The 22,424-nt window shown below is 67.7% G+C and carries 20 protein-coding genes; 13 read left to right on the top strand and 7 right to left on the bottom strand.

Annotated elements, in window-relative coordinates; all coding sequences use genetic code 11:
* Positions 1-13 precede the first annotated feature (13 nt).
* Complete coding sequence (locus tag VNF92_04225; protein ID HVA57072.1) at positions 14-571, top strand: GNAT family N-acetyltransferase; 558 nt, start codon at positions 14-16, stop codon at positions 569-571.
* A gap of 117 nt (positions 572-688) precedes the next feature.
* The gene (locus tag VNF92_04220) at positions 689-973 is read left to right on the top strand and encodes a DUF2164 domain-containing protein (GenBank protein HVA57071.1); all 285 of its coding nucleotides are present in this window, start codon (positions 689-691) and stop codon (positions 971-973) included.
* 25 nt (positions 974-998) lie between these two features.
* Here VNF92_04220 and VNF92_04215 read toward each other — a convergent pair whose 3' ends face one another.
* Positions 999-1,580, bottom strand: coding sequence for a DinB family protein (locus VNF92_04215; protein HVA57070.1), 582 nt, complete (start codon positions 1,578-1,580; stop codon positions 999-1,001).
* A 120-nt stretch (positions 1,581-1,700) separates the two neighbouring features.
* Between VNF92_04215 and VNF92_04210 the strand changes: the two genes are divergently transcribed.
* The 8 genes from VNF92_04210 (at position 1,701) to VNF92_04175 (ending at position 13,695) form a co-directional block, all read left to right on the top strand.
* Positions 1,701-3,476 carry an amidohydrolase gene (locus VNF92_04210; protein HVA57069.1) on the top strand — a complete coding sequence of 592 codons (1,776 nt, stop codon included), beginning with the start codon at positions 1,701-1,703 and terminating at the stop codon, positions 3,474-3,476.
* Positions 3,477-3,897: 421 nt separating this feature from the next.
* Entirely contained in the window at positions 3,898-4,842 is a 945-nt protein-coding gene (locus tag VNF92_04205; protein ID HVA57068.1) for a phosphate/phosphite/phosphonate ABC transporter substrate-binding protein, read from the top strand.
* A gap of 11 nt (positions 4,843-4,853) precedes the next feature.
* Positions 4,854-5,630, top strand: coding sequence for a phosphonate ABC transporter ATP-binding protein (phnC, locus tag VNF92_04200; protein ID HVA57067.1), 777 nt, complete (start codon positions 4,854-4,856; stop codon positions 5,628-5,630).
* A complete protein-coding gene (phnE, locus tag VNF92_04195; GenBank protein HVA57066.1) occupies positions 5,627-6,988 on the top strand; it encodes a phosphonate ABC transporter, permease protein PhnE in 1,362 nt (453 codons plus the stop codon). Before phnC ends, phnE (VNF92_04195) begins: the two co-directional genes overlap by 4 nt.
* 1 nt (position 6,989) lies before the next feature.
* A complete protein-coding gene (phnE, locus tag VNF92_04190; protein HVA57065.1) occupies positions 6,990-8,135 on the top strand; it encodes a phosphonate ABC transporter, permease protein PhnE in 1,146 nt (381 codons plus the stop codon).
* Between the two features lie 262 nt (positions 8,136-8,397).
* The gene (locus tag VNF92_04185) at positions 8,398-9,075 is read left to right on the top strand and encodes a DUF305 domain-containing protein (protein ID HVA57064.1); all 678 of its coding nucleotides are present in this window, start codon (positions 8,398-8,400) and stop codon (positions 9,073-9,075) included.
* A complete protein-coding gene (locus tag VNF92_04180; GenBank protein HVA57063.1) occupies positions 9,072-11,027 on the top strand; it encodes a hypothetical protein in 1,956 nt (651 codons plus the stop codon). The genes VNF92_04185 and VNF92_04180 overlap by 4 nt, the downstream gene beginning before the upstream one ends.
* Before the next feature lie 187 nt (positions 11,028-11,214).
* Complete coding sequence (locus VNF92_04175; GenBank protein HVA57062.1) at positions 11,215-13,695, top strand: ABC transporter permease; 2,481 nt, start codon at positions 11,215-11,217, stop codon at positions 13,693-13,695.
* 24 nt (positions 13,696-13,719) lie between these two features.
* On the opposite strand, the gene VNF92_04170 is transcribed toward VNF92_04175, so the two are convergent.
* Together VNF92_04170 and VNF92_04165 are read right to left on the bottom strand one after the other, a co-directional pair.
* The gene (locus VNF92_04170; GenBank protein HVA57061.1) at positions 13,720-16,191 is read right to left on the bottom strand and encodes a DUF5916 domain-containing protein; all 2,472 of its coding nucleotides are present in this window, start codon (positions 16,189-16,191) and stop codon (positions 13,720-13,722) included.
* 232 nt (positions 16,192-16,423) lie between these two features.
* Positions 16,424-16,573 carry a hypothetical protein gene (locus VNF92_04165; GenBank protein ID HVA57060.1) on the bottom strand — a complete coding sequence of 50 codons (150 nt, stop codon included), beginning with the start codon at positions 16,571-16,573 and terminating at the stop codon, positions 16,424-16,426.
* 247 nt (positions 16,574-16,820) lie between these two features.
* Here VNF92_04165 and VNF92_04160 point away from each other — a divergent pair, with 247 nt between their 5' ends.
* Positions 16,821-17,675, top strand: a complete 855-nt coding sequence (locus VNF92_04160; GenBank protein ID HVA57059.1) for a hypothetical protein — start codon at positions 16,821-16,823, stop codon at positions 17,673-17,675.
* Between the two features lie 103 nt (positions 17,676-17,778).
* On the opposite strand, the gene VNF92_04155 is transcribed toward VNF92_04160, so the two are convergent.
* Positions 17,779-18,417: a peptidylprolyl isomerase gene (locus VNF92_04155; protein HVA57058.1), complete on the bottom strand. Its 639-nt coding sequence runs from the start codon at positions 18,415-18,417 to the stop codon at positions 17,779-17,781.
* A 160-nt stretch (positions 18,418-18,577) separates the two neighbouring features.
* Here VNF92_04155 and VNF92_04150 point away from each other — a divergent pair, with 160 nt between their 5' ends.
* Entirely contained in the window at positions 18,578-19,288 is a 711-nt protein-coding gene (locus VNF92_04150) for a creatininase family protein (protein HVA57057.1), read from the top strand.
* Between the two features lie 73 nt (positions 19,289-19,361).
* Complete coding sequence (locus VNF92_04145; GenBank protein HVA57056.1) at positions 19,362-20,744, top strand: dipeptidase; 1,383 nt, start codon at positions 19,362-19,364, stop codon at positions 20,742-20,744.
* Between the two features lie 7 nt (positions 20,745-20,751).
* Here VNF92_04145 and VNF92_04140 read toward each other — a convergent pair whose 3' ends face one another.
* The 3 genes from VNF92_04140 to VNF92_04130 all read right to left on the bottom strand — a co-directional run.
* Positions 20,752-21,444 carry an amino acid racemase gene (locus VNF92_04140; protein ID HVA57055.1) on the bottom strand — a complete coding sequence of 231 codons (693 nt, stop codon included), beginning with the start codon at positions 21,442-21,444 and terminating at the stop codon, positions 20,752-20,754.
* Positions 21,441-22,247: a hypothetical protein gene (locus VNF92_04135; GenBank protein ID HVA57054.1), complete on the bottom strand. Its 807-nt coding sequence runs from the start codon at positions 22,245-22,247 to the stop codon at positions 21,441-21,443. The genes VNF92_04140 and VNF92_04135 overlap by 4 nt, the downstream gene beginning before the upstream one ends.
* Positions 22,244-22,424: hypothetical protein (locus VNF92_04130; protein ID HVA57053.1), on the bottom strand; the 181-nt coding region annotated here is incomplete at its 5' end. The genes VNF92_04130 and VNF92_04135, both read right to left, overlap by 4 nt.

The raw sequence follows: 22,424 nt of genomic DNA, 5'->3' as shown, positions 1-22,424 counted from the left end.
TCTAAAGATACCGATGATGGATCTCGTGTGGCCAAGTGTGGAGCACCTTGCCAGCTATGCAGACGCGCTGCGCCGTGGGTGGTCCGCTGACACGCAACGGCAGGAAGCGGCGGCCGACGAGCTGGCGCGCATCGAGGCCGACTCGGCCGCCTTCCTCGCAGCGCAGGTCGACCCTGAGGGCAACGGTCCGCCAATCACGCTTCCGGATGGCTCGGTCGTAGCGCGCCTGCCGGGATATCGGCTGTGGATGTGGGATGGGAGCTTTGCCGGAAGCATCGGCTTGCGCTGGCAACCGGGAACGACGGCGCTCCCGCCTCATTGCCTTGGCCACATCGGGTACAGCGTCGTACCATGGAAGCGTCAGCGCGGATATGCGACTCGAGCGCTCGGCCTGCTGCTCCCGCTCGCGCGGCAATCTGGTCTCCCGTTCGTCGAGCTTACCACCGACGCCACCAACCTGGCGTCGCAGCGCGTCATTGCTCGTAATGGCGGCACGTTCGTCGAGTACTTCACGAAGCCCGCGTCTCACGGGGGCGCGGAAGGCATGCGGTTCCGGATTCAGCTATCCTAGTGGCTGCAGGCGAACGAACGCTGAAGCTGACCGGCGAGCCGTTGATGGTGGCGGCTCCACCGCCCAGCGTTCCCGGCATGTCGTTGCACGCCAAGTAGCCAACCACCCAGCCCCGCCATGGCCATCACGCTTCCGGCCGATACGAGACAGAAGCTCATCGCTTCGATCAAGCGCTACTTCGCCGAGAACCTCGACCAGGACGTCGGCGATCTCAAAGCCGGCCTGCTGCTCGACTACTGTCTCGAGGAAATCGGCCCGTCGGTGTACAACCAGGCCGTCACCGACGCTCGCGCGTACCTCCAGGATCGACTCGGCGACCTCGAAGGCGTCTGTTACGAGAAGGAACTGACGTACTGGGCTGCGTCGCCCTCGCCTTTCCGCAAGCCGAGACCGCCCGCATGACGCAACCCAGCCTCATTTGCGCCCGCTACTCCCCTCCGCGCGCCGGCCGCGGCAGCGCCGTCGGGGGCAGAATGCCGTTCAGCCGCATATAGTTCGCGAGCTGACTGTAGTGATCTGCGAGATCGAGCGCGTGCCCCAGCACCATCGCCGCGCGCGACACGCTCCGCGACCGGCCGCCGTAGGTCAGCGTCGTTTCCCCGGCCAGGCTCGCGTCGGTGACCTGGTCCAGTGCCCTGCCGCAGAACTCGAACGACGCCCGGAGCTGCGTCATGAGCTTTTCCTTGGGCCACCCGGCCTTCACCGAGTCGGGCGTGGTCCGCTCGTCGTCCGGAATGGTCGCCTTCAGGTCGCCGAACGCATTGCAGAAGAGGTAATTGTCCTCCGCCACATGCTGGGCGATGTACCCAATCGTGAGCTGCGCCGGCGTGGGTTTGTAGCCGAACCTGGATTCGGGAATCGAATCGAACGCTTGGACGACGTTCCGGGACAGCCCGGTTATCCGGCCGCGAAACGCGGCGGTGATCGGGTTGGCGGGGGCGGCGGGCTGCTGGGCGCCGAGGCCGGCCGCCAGTGCGAGGGCGAGTACGGCAACGGACGGGGTCTTCATACGTCCTCCGGGGTGGGGGATCCTTGGCCGCACAAACTTGTGCCCCCTGGCGCGCCGCCGCGCCCCTTCCGATGTTCGGGAAGTGTCAGCTTCCATTCGTTCCCCGAGCCCTCGACTCCCATGCATCGCCGTTCCTTTCCCGCGCTCGTTTCGTTGGTCGCGCTCCTGCCGTTCTTCGCCGCCGGGTGCGCCAAGCACGTCGCCCCCGCCGATATGGTCCTCCGCAACGGCACGGTAGTCACGATGGACTCGACCATCGCCAACGCCCAGGCTGTCGCCGTCACCGGCGACCGGATCACCGCCGTGGGATCGGACGCCGACATCCAGCGCTACGTCGGACCCAACACCAAGGTCATCGACCTGCAGGGCCACCTCGCGATTCCGGGCTTCATCGAATCGCACGGCCACTTCACCGGGCTGGGCCAGGACCTCACCGAACTGGACCTCATGGGCGTACCCACCTGGCAGCAGATCGCCTCGATGGTGGCCGATGCCGCGAAGCAGGCCAAGCCGGGCGCCTGGATCCAGGGGCACGGCTGGCATCAGGAAAAATGGAAGCAGTCGCCTGGACGCGTGGTCGAGGGGTTCCAGACCAACGATTTGATCAACGCCGCGGCGCCGAACAACCCGGTCATCCTCGAGCACGCCAGCGGACACGCCCTGATCGCCAACGACGCGGCGCTCCGCCTCGCGGGCATCGGTCCCAACACGCCGAACCCGCCCGGCGGCCGGATCATCAAGGACTCGCGCGGACGTCCCACGGGCATCCTCGTGGACGGCGCGCAGGGCCTGATGCGCGCCGCGCTGGCCAGGGAGCTCGCCAAGCGCACGCCGGCTCAAGCCGACTCCGACTTCCGCAACGAGATCCACCTCGCCACGCAGAACGCGCTCGCCAACGGCGTGACGTCGTTCCAGGACATGGGCGAGTCGTTCAAGACCATCGACTTCATCAAGAGGATGGTGGACGAGGGCGACATGCCCCTCCGCCTCTACATCCTCGTGAGCCAGAACGAGGTGCGCCCCGACGACGTGGACTCGCTCGTCGCCCACCGGATGATCGACTACGGGAACGGCCACCTCACAGTGCGCGCCATCGGCGAGATCACCTCCGACGGCGCCCTCGGCTCCCGCAGCGCGTGGATGCTCAAGCCGTACGACGACGATCCGACCAACACGGGACTGAACGTCACGAAGATGTCGCGGATCAAGGAGATCGCCGAGATCGGTATCGCGCACGGATTCCAGATCTCGGTGCACGCCATCGGCGACCGCGCCAACCGCGAGACGCTCGACACGTATGAGGCCGTCTTCAAGGAGCACCACGTCAAGAGCGACACGCTGCGCTGGCGCATCGAGCACGCCCAGCACCTGAACCCGAGCGACATCCCCCGCTTCGCGCAGATGGGCGTCGTGGCGTCCATGCAGGGAATCCACGCCTGCTCCGACGCGCCGTACGTCCTGCCCCGGCTCGGCATGCAGCGTGCCGAGGAGGGCGCGTACGTCTGGCGGTCGCTCTGGAAGACGGGCGCCGTCGTGACCAACGGCACCGACGTGCCGGTGGAGAAGATCAGCCCCATCGCCTCGTTCCAGTGCAGCGTCACGCGCTGGGCCGTGGGTACCGATTCGGCGTTCTTCCCCGATCAGACACTCACGCGCCAACAGGCGCTCCAGACCTATACCATGAACGGCGCGTACGTGGCGTTCCAGCGGCACGAGAAGGGGTCGCTCACCCCCGGGAAATACGCGGACATCACCGTGCTGTCGCGCGACATCATGACCGTGCCGCCCGACTCGATCCTCGGCACCAAGGTCCTGTACACGATCGTGGGCGGGAAGGTGGTGTACACCGGCACGGATTCGTCGCAGAGCGGCGGAGCGAAAGCGCCGGATCGGTAGGCAGTCGAGGAGCGCGCACACCCCGAACCGCAGGAGCCACCATGCAACTCGCCGCCATCTCCATCAGCCTGGCCGTGCCTGACCGCAGAGGCCGATGAGACGACCGCGGGTCCGGCATATTTCATGGCCGTGGATCCCGACGGCAATCCCATCCTGGTGGACCAGCACGTCTAGTCCACGGCGCGCCCAGCCCCAACGGAGTCCCGTCTGTTGCCCGACGTCCCGACATGGGGGCGAGGCCTGCGTTTCGCTCCAGGTGGAGAACTCCATAGCGCCGGGACCGCCAATCGATACAGATTTGGGACGCAGCCCTGGGTGCCCAAGGCGATTCTTCGTTACGCCATGAGTCTCGTCCAGCCGGGCGGACCTCCCCGCCCGGGTCCCGTTCCACGTGTCATGACCTGGCACCCTCGGAGGAGCAGTGAGTAAGCGCCATTCGTTCGTGTTGCCGATGCTGGCCCTCGCGTCCGCCCTGACGCTCGTCTCCTGTTCGTCCAAGCCGGCCACTCTGGGCAGCCCCAGCAATCCGATCATCGTCGCCTTCGAACCGGCCGGCACGTCGCAGCAGATCACCGCAAGCGGGCAGTCGCTGCTCGACCTCCTCTCCAAGGCCACGGGCCTCACGTTCAAGGGCGTGGTCCCCACCTCCTACGCCGCGCTCACCGAAGCCATGGGCTCGGGCAACGCGCAGATCGGATGGATGGCCACCTTCAATTACATCCTCGCCCACGAGAAGGGCTACGCCGACGTCGCGCTCATCACCAAGCGCTTCGGCACCGAGAACTACGGCGCCGAGTTCCTGGCCAACGTGGCGTCCGGGTTCAAACCCGCGCCGCAGATCCCTGCCGCCGACGCCGATCTGCCCACTCTGCTGCAGTTCAAGGGCAAACGCGTGTGCTTCTCCGACGAGCAGTCCACATCGGGGCACGTGGTCCCGCTCATCTTCATGAAGAAGGCGGGGCTCACCGACGCCGACATCCCTACGCCCGTGTACGCCGGCGGCCACACGCAGGTGGTCGAGGCGCTGTACGACGGCGGCATCTGCGATTACGGCACGGTGTTCGTGGACGCGCGCTCGAACATCGCCCCCGACCATCCGGACGTGGACAACAAGGTCGTGGTGGTGTTCGAGACCAAGCCGATCATCCCCAACGACAACATGTCGTACGCGCCGGACATGCCGCAGGCCCTGCGCGACACGATCACGGCCGCCATGCTCGAGATTGCCGGCACCGAGGCCGGCAAGAAGGCGCTCAACGAGCTGTACCAGATCGGCGGGCTCGTGAAGGCCAACGACACGGTGTACGACGAATTCCGGTCGTACCTCCAGGCGTCGGGCGTGGATCTCAGCCAGTACGTCAAGTAGCGCCGCCGGCCGTGCTCCGCGTCGAACATCTCACGAAGGTCTACCCGAACGGGACCGTCGCGCTCAAGGACGTGAGCTTCACGGTCGAGGACGGGGAATTCCTGGTCATCATCGGGCTGTCCGGATCGGGCAAGTCCACGCTCCTGCGCTGCATCAACCGTCTGATCGACCCGACGGAAGGCCGCGTACTGCTCGACGGCGCGGACATCACGGCCGCCCCGCCGCGTGAACTGCGGCGGCTGCGGCGCCAGATCGGCATGGTGTTCCAACATTTCAATCTGGTCAAACGCAGTCGAGTGATCACCAATGTGCTGGCGGGGCGCCTCGGGTACGTCAATCCGCTGCGCAGCCTGCTCGGCATCTGGTCCCACGCCGATCGCCAACGCGCCATGGACGCGCTCGCGCGCATGGGCATCGCCGACAAGGCGGACCGCCGTGCCGATTCCCTGTCCGGGGGACAGCAGCAGCGGGTGGGCATCGCCCGCACGTTGATGCAGGAGCCCAAGCTCATCCTGGCCGACGAGCCGGTCGCGTCGCTCGACCCCGTGCTCTCGCACTCCATTCTCCGCCGCCTCGAGCAGCTGAACAAGGATGGGATGACCGTGCTCTGCAGCCTGCACTTCCTCGACCTCGTGCATCGCTACGCCACGCGGGTCATCGCGCTCAAGGACGGCGTGAAGGTGTTCGAGGGACTGCCCAACGAGATCGACCGCGCGAAGTTCAAGGAGATCTACGGCGAGGAGGCGCAGGAGGTACGCGCCTCGACGGTGGAACCGGCCCAGGCGTGATCGATGCCCTGCTCTCCCTGATCCTGCCGGGGCTGGGGCAGTTCCACGCCCGCCAGCGCTACCGCGGCGCGGTGGTGTTCGCGAGTGTGGTCATCTCCGTGCTCGTATCGCTCTGGTACGGCGTGACCGGGTGGTACGCGGCTCCGGCGGTCATCTGGGCGTGGAACGTCTGGGACGCGGCCGGCATCGCGGCCGGGAGGCAACGCTCGGCGTTCGTGCCGGCCGCCGCGATGCTCGTCATGGCGTACGGTATCGGCTGGCAGGTCACCGACATCGACCTCTCGAAGCTCACCAAGGATTCCGCGCGTGCGGCGTCCATCGTCGGTCCGATGCTTCACCCGGACTTCGTGGTGCGGCGTCAAACGCTCAAATCGGCATGGGCACCGGTGGAGGTACCGTGTAGCGCGCATCCACCGGCCGCGACGAACGCGATGCGCGGAGTGCAGGTGACCATCTCCCCCGCCTGCACCGCGGTGAACGACAGCCTGACCGTGGATGCGACCGGCTTGTGGTCCCGCACTCCCACCGAGATTCAGTGGGCAACCCCCATCGGCAACCGCCTCGCGCTGGGTGCCGAGTTCGCCACCCCCCTGTACGTGTCGACCGGTCCCGCCGGCACGCTGCACGCCGTCATCCACGTACCGCCAACCGCGCTGGCCGCCGCGCCCGATCCCACGCTGCCGCTGGAGCATCGCGTCTACCTCACGCAGGCCCGCCCGCTGCCGGGGTTCCGGCTGTCGGAGAACGGTCACTACGTGTTGCAGGGGATCCTCGAGACGCTGTTCCTGGCGCTCATGGCCACGACCTTCGGTGCGCTCGGCGCCGTGCCGTTCGCGTTCCTCGCCGCCCGGAATCTGATGAGCGCCAACCGGTTCACGTTCGCGCTCTACGTGCTCACGCGCACGGTGCTCAATATCGTCCGGTCCATCGAGGCGCTGATCATCGCCATCGTGTTCGTGGTGATCGTGGGGCTGGGCCCGTTCGCCGGCGTCATCGCGATCACCCTGCACACGATCGCCGCGCTGGGCAAGCTGTACTCCGAAGCCATCGAGGGCATCGACCCGGGGCCGCTGGAGGCCGTCCGTGCCGTGGGTGGGAATTGGGCCCAGATGGTGCGTTACGCGGTGTTTCCGCAGATCGTGCCGGCGTTCGCGTCGTTCACCCTCTTCCGGTGGGACATCAACGTCCGCACGTCCACGATCATCGGCTTCGTGGGTGGCGGGGGAATCGGATTCTTCCTCTATCAGTGGATCCTCAAGGGCGACTTCCGCGCCGTGGGGTCGTCGTTCATCGCCATTGCCGCCATCGTCATCGTGCTCGACTTCGTGAGCGCGCGCGTCCGGACGCGGCTGGTCTAGCATGAAGGCACGCGACCTGCCGCTGCGCCGCCGTTTCATCACGGGCCTGCTCGTCGTGCTGGTTGCGGCGGTGTACGTGGCCGGTTATCGCGAGACACAGATCGATCCGGTCAAGCTGTTCACGTCGCTGCCCAAGAGCCGGACGATCCTGAGCGACCTGATCCACCCCGATCTCTTCACGCGCGCGAGCCGCACCGCCACGCTCGACCTCGCGTTCCCGGTGCCCTGCGGCTCCGCGGCCGCAGCGGCGGCGCCATCGAGCGGACCGCGCCTCGCGCCGAGCGTGGCCTGCGGCAATCCGGGCGACCTCGTCACGGTGAACGGTGCGGGGCTGCAACCCGACGCCGACGTGAAGCTCGAATGGGTGCTGCCAAACGGCAACGGACTGTTCTCCACGCTGGCCCGGACCGACGCGCGGGGAACGTTCACAGCGCAGGTGGACGTGCGGCCGGCCAACGTCACACAGAACGGCGTGCCCAGCCGACTGCGGGCGGAGACGTCCGTGGCGGTCGGTGCCCTGGTTCCGAGCCAGTCGCTGAAGGACGTGGTGAACAACATCATGGTGACGGTCTTCATGGCCCTCCTCGCCACCACCGCCGGAACGATCATCGCGGGGCCGATCAGCTTTCTCGCCGCGCGCAACATCACGCGCCACGGACGGGTGGGAACCGCGACGTACACCGGCGTACGGGCGTTCCTCAACGTCACGCGCTCGTACGACTCGCTGGTGCTGGCCACGGTGTTCGCGCTCTGGGTGGGGTTCGGCGCCTTCGCCGGCGTGCTCGCGCTCACCGTGGTGACGGTGGCGTCGCTCGGCAAGATGTTCTCCGAAGCCGTGGAGGGCATCGACGCCGGACCGCTGGAGGCCGTGTCGGCGGCCGGCGCCACGAGAGCCGAGGTGGTCCGCTATGCCGTCATCCCGCAGATCGTCCCGGATTTCGTCTCGTTCATCATCTACCACTGGGACATCAACGTGCGCATCAGCACGATCCTGGGATTCGTGGGCGGCGGCGGGATCGGCTACTACCTCAGCCAGCGGATCAACGTGCTGGAATACCAGAAGGCCGGCACGGCGATCTGGGCGATCGTGCTCGTGGTCTGGGCGATGGACTTCCTGAGTTCCGAAGTGCGCAAACGGTTCACGTAACGAGCGGATTCACGGTCGCCGAATCGGAGATGCTCGAGCCCGAGGATGTCGCGGGCGTGGTGTTGATGGCACGCCCGCAGTCTCCCCGGTCGCGCATCATCGAGGTGCAGACGCGCACCAAGGCCAAATCGCTCGCCTGAGCCCCCTGAGACGGTGCCCATCACCTTCTCGACCACGTGCTCGAGGAGCGCCCCGGGGCACCGGTGGCGGACCGTGGTCCCGGAGAGTAGGATAAGGCGCCTTAGCATTTGTGGGGGAACCGATGACAACCACGCCGATCCGGCGCGCCGCGTTCACACATCCGATTTTCGTCGCGCTGGCGCTGCTCGGCCTCCTGGCCGCCAGGCTGCCGGCCCAGGCCAACGCATCTGCCAAGCCGGACTACACGGCGGCCGACGTCGATTTCATGCAGGGCATGATCATCCATCATGCCCAGGCCGTAGTGATGTCCAATTGGGCCGAGAGTCACGGCGCCCGCCCCGACCTGCTCACGCTCTGCAAGCGCATCGCCCTGTCGCAGTACGACGAGATCGGGCTGATGCAACGCTGGCTGGCGGCCCGTCACCTGACGGCGCCCGATCCGCTCCATATGCTGACCCCGCACCGCGGACCGGTGCACGATACGAGCCCCATGGACATGCCGGGCATGGACATGGGCAGCCATCCGATGATGATGTCGGGCATGCTCTCCCCCCAGGAGATGCGCCAGCTCGACGCCGCCCATGGCATCGCCTTCGACCGCCTCTACCTGACCGGCATGATCAAGCACCATCGGGGCGCGATCGACATGGTCGCCGCCCTGTTCGCCACCCCTGGTGGCGGCCAGCAGCCCGAACTGTTCGGCTACGCCACGGATATTGATGCCGGCCAGCGCGCGGAAATCACCCGCATGCAGGCCATGTTGAAGACCCTCCCCGCCACCCCGAGTCCGACGCGATGACACCCCGATCCGCCACTTCCCGCGCACTGCGCGCCGCGTGGGCCCTCCTGTTCGCCGCCGGGCCGTTCGTCCTGGCCTCGACGGTCCGTGCCCAGTCCGACACCACCGATCCGCGTGCCCACCTCAAGGCCGGCCTGTACGACGCCGGCGTCGCCGCCAAGGGCCTCGAACTGGTCGCGCATCGCAACAAGCCCGACGTCTTCCATCCCAATGATCCCGGCGGCCTGACATATGCGAATTCCGATCTCGCCTTTGGCGGGCATTACGCGTACCAGGGCAACTTCAGTGGCATCCAGGTCTGGAACATCGCCGACCCGGCCAATCCCACGTTGACCTCGTCCCCCGTCTGCTTCACCGAGCAGGGCGATGTCTCCGTGTACGGCCACTTGCTGTTCGTCTCGGCGGAGAACACGGGCAGCCGGTTGGACTGCGGCACGCAGGGCATACGGGACACGGTGAGCAAGGAGCGCATGGTCGGCATCCGCATCTTCGACGTGTCCGATCCCGCGCACCCCAATCAGGTGGCCGACGTGCAGACCTGCCGTGGCTCGCATACCCACACGCTGGTGCCCGATCCCAACGACTCGGGCATCGTCTACGTCTACGTGTCGGGCCTCGCGCGCGTGCGGTCGAGCAGCGAGATGCCCGGGTGCGAGGTCGGCGACATCACCGATCCCAACTCGGCACTGTTCCGCATCGAAGTCATCAGAGTGCCGCTCGCCCATCCCGAGCAGGCGAAGATCGTCAGCTCGGCGCGGATCTTCAACGATCTCACCGCACCTCCGACCCATGGGTTGGCGTACGCCGACACGGCCAACGGAGCCGCGCTGCGGGCCCGCAATCGCTTCGCCCCGCGCATGCCCGCCAACGCCACGCCCGCGGACTCGGCGCACATCATGAACCTGTTCACCGAATTGCTCGCCCAGCGGAACGATACGATGATGGCGCGCATGCTCACCGACTCCCTTGGCCACCTGGGCGTGGAGGTCCGACTGCCGCCCGCCATGCCGCGCGGGCTCGGCGGACCGTCGCAGTGCCACGACATCACCGTCTATCCAGCCATGGGGCTCGCCGGCGGCGCCTGCTCCGGGTACGGGCTGTTGCTCAACATCCGGGATCCGCTCCACCCCGTGCGCCTCCAGGCCGTGGCCGATTCCAACTTCTCGTTCTGGCATTCGGCCACGTTCAGCAACGACGGGTCGAAGCTGATCTTCACCGACGAGTGGGGCGGCGGTACGCAGGCCAAGTGCCGCGCCACCGATCCCATCGACTGGGGCGCCGATGCGCTCTTCACGCTCAAGCACGACCATCTCACCCACGTCGGCTACTTCAAGATGCCGGCGGCGCAGACCCCGCAAGAGAACTGCGTGGCCCACAACGGAGGGCTCGTGCCCGTGCCGGGCCGCGACATCATGGTCCAGGGCTGGTACCAGGGCGGCGTGTCGGTATTTGACTTTACTAATCCCGCGCACCCCAAGGAAATCGCCTACTTCGACCGCGGGCCGAACGATGCGACCAAGCTCGTGCTCGGTGGCTTCTGGGCCGGCTACTATTACAACGGGTACATCTACGGCTCGGAAATCGCACGCGGCTTCGACGTGTTCAAGCTCACCCCGACGGCCGACCTCTCGCAGAACGAGATCGACGCCGCGGCGCTCGTCCACTTCGACCAGTACAATCCGCAGATGCAGCCGAAGCTGGTCTGGCCGGCGGCGTTCCCCGTCGCGCGGGCCTACCTCGACCAGATCGTCCGCGACCACGGCCTGCCGGCCGCGCGAACGTCGGCCATCAAAACCGCCCTCGATGGCGCCCAAGCAACGACCGGCGCCAAGCGCGCCGCCGCGCTCGACAAGCTGGCCGCCGAACTCGATCGCGATATCCGCGGCGCGAGGGACGCGACCCGCGTGAAGGATCTGGCCGGCGTCGTGCGGGGAATCGCGAAGAAGGCCTGAACCGGTTCCGCAACACCGGGAATGGAACGGCGGGCGCCGAGGGTCTCGGCGCCCGCCGTTTTGCTCTCCCCGGGGCGAACGGGCCGAAGGCGGTCCCGGCCGGAACCGGATATTGCATACAAAAGTGTGTGCCATATATTGGCCCGGTCGGCCCATGCCTCGCACCCGGTCCCACACCCCGATGCCCATGCCCACCGCCATCCGCCACGCCGCGCGCCGGCTCTCCCGCGCCCCCTCGTTCACCGCGGCCGCTACGCTCACCCTGGTTCTCGGTATCGGCGGCGCGGCGGCCGTGTTCACCGTGGTCAACGGCGTCCTTCTGCAACCGCTCCCGTACCCACACGCCGACCGGCTGGTGAGCATCTCGCACAGTATCGCGCTCTCCGGCATTACGCGCGTGGACCAATCCGACGCGACCTACCTGCTCTACCGCCGCGACAACCACGTCTTCACCGACGTCGGCCTGTTCCGTGCCATTTCGGTCAACCTTCAGGTGCCGTCCGCTTCGTCCGGGCAGGGCGGCGCCCCGCAACGCGTGTCCGGCGCGGTCGCCACCCCCAGCCTGTTCCGCGTGCTCGGCGCCGCGTCGTCGCGCGGACGCGGATTCACCGATGCCGACGCCCAACCCGGCGCCCCGGCCGTCGCGCTCATATCGCAGGGGCTGTGGAAGGCCACCTTCGGTTCCGACCCGGCCATCGTTGGGCGCCACATCGACGTGGACGGGACGGACCGCGAAATCGTGGGCGTCATGCCCATCGGATTCCGCTTCCCCGCCGAGCAGACCGCGCTGTGGCTCCCCCTGCAGTTGGATCCCGCGCACACCAATTCGGCGGCGTTCGACTATTCCGGCGTCGCACGCCTGCGCGACGGCGTCACCACCGCCGTCGCGGCCACGGACCTGCAGCGCCTGCTCCCTCAGGTCCCGGTGGCGTACCCGGGGCGCCTCTCCGCCGCCGCGATCACCGTCACGAAGATGCAGGCGGTGGTCCAGCCGTTGCGCGACGAGATGGTCGGCAGCGTGGCGCACACCCTCTGGATCGTACTCGGTGCGGTGGGCATGCTGCTCCTCATTGCCTGCGCGAATGTCTCGAATCTGTTCCTTGCGCGCGCCGAAGGACGGCAGCGCGAGTTTGCCGTGCGGCGCGCCCTGGGCGCAGGACGGGGGTTGCTCCTCCAGGACTCACTCGGCGAGGCGGTCATCCTGTCGGCCGCCGGTGGCGCGCTCGGCATCGCGTGCTCCGCCGCCGGCGTCGGATTGCTGCAGCGGCTCCCGATGGCGGGGAGCATTCCGCGGCTTGGCGAGGTGCACGTCGACGGATACGTCGTCGCGTTCACCGCCGCCATCTCGTCGCTCGCCGCACTGGTCGTCAGCGCGGTGCCCGCGTTGCGCTCGGGCCGCGCCTCGCTGGCGTCGCTGCTGGTGGCCGACGGACGGACGGCCACTGGCACCCGTGTGCGCCACCGCGTGCGCCGCGCGCTCGTCGTCTCGCAAGTGGCGCTGGCGCTCGTGCTCGTGGCCGGCGCGGCCCTGTTCGCGCGCAGTTTCCAACAGCTGAGCGCCGTGGCCCCGGGATTCGACGCCGACCATGCGTTCGCGTTTCGACTCGCGCTCCCGGCGGCCGCGTACCCGACCGCGGGCGAGGCCGCGCGCGCCATCGTCAACACGCTGCGCGCGCTGCGGGCCGTGCCCGGCGTCCAGAGCGCCGGCGTGACCACGCGACTGCCGCTGGACGAGGAGGCGACGGAAGACAGCGCCGTGTACGTGCAGGATCATCCCACCCCACCCGGCAAGATTCCCGACATCCACCCAATGGTGTTCGCCACGCCGGACTACTTCCGGGCCATGGGCATCCCGCTCGTGGCCGGCCGGCTGTTCGCGCCGCCGGACCGCTCGCTCGATCCGGCGCACGCCCCGCGCGAAGTGGTGGTCAGCGAGGCGTTCGCTCGCCGGTATTGGACGCCGGCCACGGCAATCGGCAAGCAGATCAAGATGAACTTCCTCGATCCCTGGTCGACGATCGTCGGCGTGGTGGGCAGCACGCACGACGACGGATTGGAGAAGCCGCCGGCCGAGCTGGTGTACAACCAGCTCGTCACGAGCGCCGCGAGCGGTCGACCCTGGACCCCGCGCGACGTCGCGTTCGTGGTGCGGTCGGCCGGCGGCGCGACGGACGTAACGGCGGGCGTCCGGAACGCCGTGAGAGCCGCCGCCCCGTCGCTGCCCATGTACCGTCTGATTGCCGTGCGCGATCTGCTCTCGCAAGCCGTAGCGCGTACGACGTTCACGCTGCTGCTGCTCGGGATCGCAGCCGTCGTGGCCATGGCGATCGGCGCCATGGGCATTTATGGCGTGATCGCCTACCTCGTGGCGTTGCGCAACCGCGAGATCGGCGTGCGCCTGGCGCTGGGCGCGCAGGCCGCGGACGTTCGCCGGATGGTGGTGCGGCACGCGCTCGGCGACGCCGCGATCGGCGTGGCGGTGGGAATCGCCGGCACGGTCGTTCTCACGCGCGCGGTGGCGACGGTGCTGTTCAAGGTGCGTCCATCGGACCCGGCCGCGCTCGTCCTGGCGTCGACGCTGCTGCTCATGACGGCGATCGCTGCCAGTTGGCTGCCGGCGCGGCGGGCGGCGCGCCTCGATCCCGCCATTTCGCTACGCGGCGATTGACGGCCGACGAGCGGCCGGCCCGGCTCAACGGTTCAGCCAGTACGACATCTTCACGAGGAGGGTGTTCGCGGGGTGGAGGGTGAACAGCTCGCGCACATCCCCGCCGAAGTTGGTATTCCCCTGCGCCGGTACGTACCCCTGCCGACCCTCGTTCCAGACCACGAACAGCGTGGATCCCGGCCGGTACTCCCACCGGAATACCAGGTTGGACTGAAACTCCTTGAAGTTGAATCCTCCGGGGTTCGACGTGACCGACGGATTGTCGTAAGGCGCATAGCGGTCGTCGTAGCGCGCCGCGCGCGGCGTGGCCGACAGCTGCCGCACGTCGGAATACTCGCCCTTGGACACGAACGGCTGCACGTACGCCTGGAGCGAGACCGTCGGCGTGAAGGTGTAGTTCAGCCGCACGGTCGCCGACGTCGTCGTCTGATTCAGGTGTGCGAACGTGTAGTGCGTGCCCGCCGAATCCGCGAAATTGCCGAACCACTGGTCGTCGGCCACGTTCCGCTCCCAGTTGACCTGGAACGCGGTGCTGAACCGCCCCATCACCTTGTAGTCGAGTTCGGGACCGAACCCCCACGATGAGTTGTGCCACGCGTCGCCGCGAAAATAGTTGAAGTTCAGAAACGGCACCGCCGCACGACGATCGTCTCCGCCAATCGAGAGCCATGGGCTGACGTACGGATCCTGTCGGACGGCCGGCCCGCCGCGCGCGGCGCGATCATTGTACGTGGTGCCCAACTGACCCAGCGTCCCGCCCATGTTCCACGACCAGTTGTTCCGGAACGTGACGTGCACATTCGTGTTGTAGGCGGCCTCCAGCGGCAGCCCGCTCGTGGTCCAGTACTGCCACCAGTTGTTGTTCCACTGAAGGCGGTTGTACCACGCACGCTGGTGGCGGTCGAAGTATCCGACCCACGTGCTCCACGACTCCTGGTCGGCCCGCCGCAGATAGCCCAGGTCGTTGATCTCGAACCCGGCCGACCGCCGCTGGTACGCGGACTCGAACATCAGATGCTGGCCGCCCACCTTGGCGAACTTGAACTCCTCGGCGTCGCCGCCGAGCGCCGTCCGGTTGGAATCGAGCGGCAGCCCGCCATCGGGACGCTGGTAGTAGTGTACCGCGTCGGTCTGCACGCCGAGAATGGCGGCCCGGCTCCCCTGCACCCGGCTCTGGTCGAACGATCCGGAGATCTGATAGTTGTTGTTCAGGAACCGGTGGCGAAAGTCGATGCCGGCTGCATATGCGCTGGAGGCCAGATAGGAGGCCGTCCACTGGTCGCTGTTGCGGTTCACGGCCGTGAGGATGGCGCCGATGGTGCTGTTGCCGTGGCGCAGGTCCTGGGTCACGCGCGCCACCGCGAAGTTGGTCAGCGGCTCGAACGTGGTGTCGGCCGGACCCGACGCGCGCTGCGTCGTCGCGTCGAGCACGCCGAGCGTCAACCCGCCCGGGAAGCGGCCGAGCAGCTTCCCCGCTCCGAGAATCGTCGTCGGCTCCAATGGGACCGTGTCCCCGTAGGTCGCCGCCAGTTCGGGGGTCCGCCCGATGCGGCGGCTGTAGTACAGTCCCTCGTTGTCGCAGTTGACGTCGCTGCAGTTCACGTCGAATTGAAACAGCCCGCGCCCGGCAACGAAGAACGGCCGGTGTTCGTCGAAGAACGATTCGTAGGCGGAGAGGTTCAGCACGGCGGGATCCGCTTCGACCTGTCCAAAATCCGGATTGATGGTCGCGTCCAGCGTCAGGTTCGACGCCACCCGGTACTTCAGGTCGCCGCCGACGGTCATGGCAGACCGATCCCCGAAGGCGTTGTGCCTGATCACGGACTCATTCTTGGTCACCAGGTACGGCAGGGCCTCGAGCTGCCGCGGGGCCTCCAGGTGATCCAGTCCACTGAGCGTGCCGAACTGCGAGACCAAGCCCGCTTTCGATTGGCGGAACAGCGGCCAGCTCACGCGCTCCGCGTATCTATAGATGTCACGATCGATCGTGAACCCGAATGTGTGCGCGGCGTCGGTGCTGTACCGCAACTGCGAGAGCGGAATCCGGAACTCGGCGGTCCAGCCCAGCGAGTCAATGCGCGTAGCCACGTCCCAAACCGCGTCCCACGCGCCGTCCTCCTGGCCGTCGTCGTAGATCGCCTGGTCGATCTTGACGCCGGCGGCGTTGACGCCGAATTCGTAGCCCGTGCGCCGGTCGTGGTACGAATCGACGAACAGCCAGATCATGTCCGACGGCGTGAACGTGTCGCGCCGCTCGAGAATCCGGATGATGCTGTCGGGGTGCGGATCGTAGGCGCGGACGAAGACGTAGAGGTTCGCGGCGTCGTACGCCACCTTCGCCTCGGTGCGGAAGCGCGGGGTCTTTCCCTCCGTGGGATTCCACTCCGTGAACGCCGTGATGGGCGGCGCGGTGCGCCAGACCTCGTCGTCGTCGTTGCCGTCGATGACCGGCGGGGCCATGGCGCGAACGGCAACGGCGCTGCTGTCCGTCGGCATCGGAACGGAGTAGGTATGCGGCGGGGGCCCCGGCTCGGGGACTCGAGGGTTCTCGGGATATTGCAGGCTCAGCGCGAATCCAAGAACTGCCGCCACAGCGATCATCACGCCGCTCGAAGGGAGAAGGGGGATCTGGAACCACGAACTCAGTGCGAGTTGGACACCCTACGATGGCAGTTGGTTGGACAGTTTCAGATTCTGGCGGCCCGCGTTGTCCGGCGCGGTCGCCCGGTCAATCGGCTGGCTGCCCCATCGCCTTCACGAGGCGGGCGGCCCGGAGCGCGAGGACCCCGCTCGCGATGACGATCAGGACCAGGGCGGCGACGAACCCCGGATCCGACGCCGGCGACCGCCATTGGGCCCCGTTGACAATTTGCCCCATCTATTCCCCCACCGATCGCGAGATCCGTATCGAACGCGTCTTCAACGCGCCGCGCGATCGCATCGGGTGACGACCGGATGGGAGCCCGGTCGAACCCCCGCGCGCAAGAGTTCCTTAGTTGTGAGCGAGGTCACTAAACAAGTCCCCGTCCCTGGCGTCAATCGGAGCACGAGGCAACACGGTGCACCGGAGCGGCGATCATGCCCGCGCCGGCCATTCCGAAACCACGACGCGAGGAAGTCGAATCATGAACCGTCATGCCATCATCACCGGCGCCTGCGCGCTGGCCCTCGGGCTCGCCGCCTGCAGCTCGAACTCCGACTCGGTCACCAGCACGGCGGCGTTCCAATTGACGCCTGACGACAGTCTTCAGGCCGTGGTGCACTCGGTGGGCCAGGCCACGGCAGGCGACCTCGACGTGCTGAACTCGAGCGCTGCCACGCTCAACTTCCAGGTGGCGGCGCCGCCCGTCTCGAGCGCCAACGCCGAATTGGCGTACGACGCGGGCTACGCGGCCGCCGCCGGCTGCACGCTCGATTCCGCCACGAGCATCTTCACCTGTCCGCCCACGACGTCCAACGGGCTCACGCTCGTGCGCACGTTCGAATTCTTCGACTCGACCGGCGCGCCGATGCTCGCGTTCAACGGCGCGACCACCGCTTCGGTGCACATCGTCGCGACCGAGACCGGCGTGCGCTCGTCGGCGACGGGAGCCGATACGATATCGCGCGTCCGCGACCTGACGGCAAGTGGACTGCTGGGACACAATACCACGCGCATCTGGAACGGCACCGGCACGCGGAATGACGGCGGCTACTGGTCGGACAGCATCGCCACCCGCACGGCCCACGTCATCGACAATGCGACGTTCACGAACATCGTGGTGGACCTCCCCCGCGCCAGTAACCCGTATCCGGCCTCCGGCACCATCACCCGCATGGTGAGTGGTGCGGCGACGGTAACCAGGAACGGCACGACCAGGTCCCTCACGGTCACGCGGACGGTCACGATCACATTCAACGGCACCGAGTTCGTGCCCATGATGGTCGGGAATACGGCGTATACGCTCGATCTCGCCACCGGAACGGCGACGAAGCACTAGGGGTGAGCAGCAACGCTCCGGGTGTCCCGAGCGGGCCGCGCAACCGCGGCCCGCTCGTCGTTTCCACCTGTCGAATGCCGTCCGGCGCCCGTGGGCGCCGTGATCAGGGCGCCTTCGTCTCCGCCGCGCCGCCGACGATCGTCGCGCTCGTGATATAATCGAGCTTCGGAAATGCAGCCGATAGATACGCATTGCCCTCAGCGGTGATCCGCGTCTGGTCTGGTTGCTCGCCGTACCCAGCGTAGATCGAGTCCACCACGGCCATGCCGTCCACCACACGACCGAAGGGCGCAAACCCCATCGCATCGAGCCGCGAATTATCGGCGAGGTTGATGAAGAACTGGTTGGACCGCGTGTTCGGCCCGGCCTTGGCGAACACGAGCGTGCCTCTCGCGTTCGTCTCCTTCACGGAATCGTCGGGGATGGTGTTCGAGGCCCACTGCACGTTCAGGGCCGGATCGCCGCTCAAGCCAAACTGGACGATGAAGCCGGGTACCACGCGAAAGAAGCGCACGTTGGTGAAGTACCCAATGGACACCAGATGATAGAACCGATCAGCCCCGCGTGGCGCGAGGGCCCGCGTGACCTCTACCGTGAATGGGCCGCGGCTGGTCGTGAAGGCCACGCGGAACGAGTCGGGAGCCGTGGACGGCGCGGTCGCCGACGAGGACGGGGGCGGGGACTTCTTGGTGCCGCAGCCGGCCAGCGCGACACACGCCGCCAGCACGAGTAGTCTCTTCATTGGTGAATCATCCCGGTGTCTGGTGAACGAGTGGTTGAACCTCAAGAAAATGCGCGCCATACCCGGCGCACGCCAGCGGACCCTCGGGCCGTCCCCATCCTCCCCCAGCCCGTTGCCGTCGCGTAACTTCCCACGGCCTGCCAACGCAATCGGAGATCCCGTGCGCATCAGCGACATGAACTGGATGCAGGTGGAGGAATACCTGCAACACGACGACCGCGCCGTGCTGCCCCTCGGCAGCACGGAGCAGCACAGCCACCTGCGCCTCACGGTGGACTGCATCCTCCCCGAACGCGTGGCCTCCGACGCCGCCGAACCACTCGGCATCCCCGTGTTCCCCGTGGTGGCGTACGGCGTCACCCCGTACTTTCGCGCCTTCCCGGGCTCCATCTCGCTCCGCGTCGAGACACACCTGCGCGTGGTGCGCGATATCCTCGACAGCATGGCGCACAGCGGTTTCCGCCGCATCCTGGTGGTGAACGGCCACGGCGGCAACGCCGCCGTCGCACAATTCGCGCAGGAATGGGCCGCCGATCACGCCGACTGTCGAGTGCTGTTCCACAACTGGTGGAACGCCCCGGCAACTTGGGCCAAGGTCCAGGCCATCGATCCCGTCGCCTCGCACGCGTCATGGATGGAGAACTTTCCGTGGACGCGGCTGCCGGGCGTCGCGCTGCCGGATGCCCAGCGGCCGATGGTGGATCTCGCCCGCGTGCGCGCGCTCGATCCGGTGGCCCTGCGCGCCTACCTCGGCGACGGCAATTACGGCGGCGTGTATCAGCGCCCGGACGAGGAGATGCTCGCACTCTGGCAGGTGGCCGTCGAGGAAACGCGGGCGCTGCTCACGGGCGCGTGGGGCGACGCGTCGTAGCGGTCATGACCTACGCCTCGGACCAGGCCGTCTGGATCGTCGGGCAGGTACTCTCGATCGACGGCGGCAAGTGATGACCAGCCAGCGCGTGCTGACCCATCTGAAGGCGAACCACGATCGCATCCTCGCCGAGCTGATCGAGTTCGCCGCCATCCCGAGCGTGAGCACCGATCCCGCGCACGCCGCCGACGTCGCCGCGGCGTCGCGGTGGGTGGCCGCCAAACTCGCCGCCGCCGGACCGTTCACCGTGCGCACCATCGCCACCGGCGGCAATCCCGTGGTGTACGGCGAGTGGCTGGGCGCGCCCGGCAAGCCTACCGTGCTGGTGTACGGTCACTACGATGTGCAGCCGGAGGACCCTGTAGACAAGTGGTATAGTCCGCCCTTCACGCCCACGGTCCGCGACGGACGCCTCTATGCGCGCGGCGTGTCCGACGACAAGGGACCGATGCTGATCCCGATCAAAGTGGCCGAAGCGTTCTTCGCCGTGGCCGGCGCGCTGCCGGTGAATGTGAAGTGCATATTCGAGGGCGAGGAGGAGATCGGCAGCCCCAGCCTCGATGCGTTCATTTACGATCACCAGGAGTTGCTCGCCGCCGACGTCGTGCTCTCGGCGGACGGCGCGATGTGGCGCATCGACGAGCCGTCGCTCACCGTGGCCAGCCGCGGGCTCGCCGGCCTCGAACTCACCGTCACCGCCGCATCCAAGGACCTGCACTCAGGCCGGCATGGCGGCAGCGTGGCGAATCCGTTGCACGCGCTGGCGCAGCTCATCGCGACGCTGCACGACGCCGACGGCCGTGTGGCCGTCGCCGGTTTCTACGACCGGGTGGTCGAACTGACCGCGGGCGAGCGCGCGGACATCGCGGCTCTGCCCTTCGATGAGGCCACGTATCTGAAGCAAGTGGGCGCGCCCGCCGCATTCGGTGAGCCGGGATACTCCACGCTGGAGCGCCAGTGGACGCGGCCGACGCTCGAGGTGAACGGCATGTGGGGCGGGTACCAGGGGCCGGGGCAGAAGACCGTGATCCCGTCCGAGGCCCACGCCAAGATCACCTGCCGGCTGGTGCCCGATCAGGATCCCGAAGAGATCGTCGCCCTCGTCGCGCGCCACCTGGAGCGTCACGTGCCGCCGGGCACGCGCCTGTCGGTCGTGGATCCTGAGCACGGCGCGCGTCCGGCGCACATCGGCGCCGACCACTTTGCGCTCCGGGCGGCCGGCGAGTCGCTGCGCGCCGTGTACGGCGTCGAGCCGCTGGTGGTGCGCATGGGCGGCACGGTGCCGATCTCCGAGCTGTTCCAGCGCCACATGGGGCTGGACACCGTGTTCTTCTCCTTCTCCACGGCCGACGAGGACTATCACGCGCCCAACGAGTTCTTCCGCGTGCACCGGCTGCACGAGGGGTTGGAGGCGTGGGCGCGCGTGTGGGAGCTGCTGGGAACCGCCAAGCGCTAGCGCGCAGTCATTCCTGCCGCAGTCGCGCGACGATCGCGGCCACGTGCAGCGCCGTGGTGTCCAGCGCCGGCAGGCCGGCCACCACGGGTGACTGCAGGAGCAGCGGGATCTCGGTGCCGCCAAGGACGATTCCGTCGAGCTGCTCGTCCGTTCGCAGCCGCTCCACGATCCCGACGAACCGCGCGCGGGTGTCGTCGCGGAACTCGCCCGGAAGCAGTTCGCGCACGTACCGCTCGTGGATCCAGCTCCGCTCGGCCGCGTCGGGCGTCACCACCGTCACGCCATCCCGCGCGAACACGCCGGGATAGAACGGCGCTTCCATGGTGAATCGCGTGCCCAGCAGTCCCACGCGGCGCATCCCGCGGCGCTTGGCCTCCTGCGCGCAGACCTCGACGATACTCAGCAGCGGCACCGGCGACCGCGCCGCGAGGTCGTCGAACACGATGTGCGGCGTGTTCGCCGTGATGGCGACGAAGTCCACGCCGGCGCCGGCCAGCCGGCGCACCGACGCCAGCAGGTATTCGGTGAGCCCCGGCATGTCGCTGCCGACGAGGCGGAGCGCCCGATTGAAATCGAGACTGTCGATCACCAGCGACGGCAACGAGCCCGGCGCCGCCTGCCCCCACGCGTCCAGAATGCGGCGGTAATAGTCGATGGTGGACTCGGGTCCCAGTCCACCCACGAGGCCGGCGATGGTCATGGCTGCGACTCGGTGATGGGAAGACTCATGAGCGCGATGCCCGCCAGCACGGCCAGATCGGCGAACAGCATCGGGGCGAAGGCCGGCGCCCCGTAGAGAAAGTCCTGCGCCGCATGGCGCGTGGGTCCGTGCCAATCGGCCCACACGTGCAGCGCGAACCCCGCCATGCCCGTGACCACCTGCAACGCGAGCACCGCCCAGCACGCGCGCGCGAACCCCGGCGTGAGCGGCCGCAGCAGCGCCGTGCACAGGAACCCTACCGCGAGCGCGCTGGCGAACACGGGAATCCACTCCATCCGGTTGAAGAACCCGTTCTGCGCATGGTCGGTGAGCGACAACACGAAATTCCCCACGAACCCGCCGAGCGCCAGGAACATCACCCACTGCGGCCATTCGGGCGAATCGGGCGCGATCATCCGGTTGGCCAGGAGCAGCAGCCCCAGACCGGCAAACGAGAGGGGCGCCGCGAACGGCGCCGAGTAGACGAGGCTGTGCAGCGTGGTGGCGGCGAAGAACTGGCTGCGGAGGTGGAACACCAGTCCCGCCACGCCCACCGCCACCGAGGTCCAGCCCACGAGCGTCCCCGCGCGGCCGAACCGCGCGCCACTGCGCCACGTTCGGACGATGCCCGGAACGAGCGCCGCGGCTCCGACGGCCGCGAACCCCACGGGAATCCATTCCGCCGGGTGGCCGAACCGGTTGACCGCGTGCGCGATCGCCACGTCGAGCACGAGAAAGGCCAGGTTGGCGCAGACGAACAGTTCGACCATCAACCGGCGGTCGCGGACCATCGGGATCTTCATCGACGCCGGTGCGCCGCGCGCAGTTCCTGCGCCATCGCGCGAAGTTCGACGCTCTTTGCCAGGAGTTCGTAGTTGCCGTGCCACTGCGCGAAATCGGCTCCGCCCATGAACGCCCCGTGCTTGGTGGTGCGCCCGTAGTAATGCCAGAGGTCGAACGCCACGAAGTCGATCGGCTGA

This window comes from Gemmatimonadaceae bacterium (assembly GCA_035533015.1).
Lineage (GTDB): Bacteria > Gemmatimonadota > Gemmatimonadetes > Gemmatimonadales > Gemmatimonadaceae > JAGWRI01.
This window is presented reverse-complemented; position numbering and strand designations above follow the sequence as displayed.